Genomic DNA, 660 nt, shown 5'->3' with positions numbered 1-660 from the left:
CGGCGAAGCACTACCACCAGACACCGCACACCGCTTCCTCACCACCTGGCCCCACATCGAACTCCACAACCTCTACGGACCCACCGAAGCATCCATCGAGGTCACCGCCTGGCAATGCGAACCGGACTCCACCACGGTGCCCATCGGAGCGCCCATCGCCAACATCCGCGCCTACGTGTTGGATCGCCGGCTGCGGCCGACGCCGATCGGCGTCGCCGGGGAACTCCACATCGCTGGCACCGGTGTCGCCTACGGCTACCACAACCGGCCGGGACTGACCGCCCGTAGCTTCCTGGCCGACCCGTACGGCCCACCCGGGCACCGCATGTACGCCACCGGTGACCTCGCCCGTTGGCGCTCCGACGGGGCCATCGAGTACCTCGGCCGGACCGATCGGCAGGTCAAGCTGCGCGGCCAACGCGTCGAACTCAGCGAGATCGAACACACCATCGCCCAACACCCCGACGTACGCCAATGCACCGTCCAGCTACACAACGACACCCAACTCGTCGCCTACCTCACCGGACAACCCGACCTCAACCACCTCCGCCGCCACCTCGCCGACCGCCTCCCCACCTACATGGTCCCCACCACCCTCATCACACTTCCCGAACTACCACTGACCCCCAACGGCAAACTCGACACCACCCGCCTACCCGA

At 67.0% G+C, this 660-nt stretch carries 1 protein-coding gene; it reads left to right on the top strand.

Going from position 1 to position 660, the window contains the following annotated elements:
- Positions 1–660: AMP-binding protein (locus ADK66_RS29175; RefSeq protein WP_157553071.1), on the top strand; the 660-nt coding region annotated here is incomplete at both ends.

Origin of the sequence: Micromonospora sp. NRRL B-16802, assembly GCF_001279555.1 — a bacterium.
In the GTDB taxonomy this organism is placed as follows: domain Bacteria; phylum Actinomycetota; class Actinomycetes; order Mycobacteriales; family Micromonosporaceae; genus Micromonospora; species Micromonospora profundi.
The sequence above is the reverse complement of the archived record's forward strand: the minus strand, read 5'-3'. Positions and strand labels throughout refer to the sequence as shown.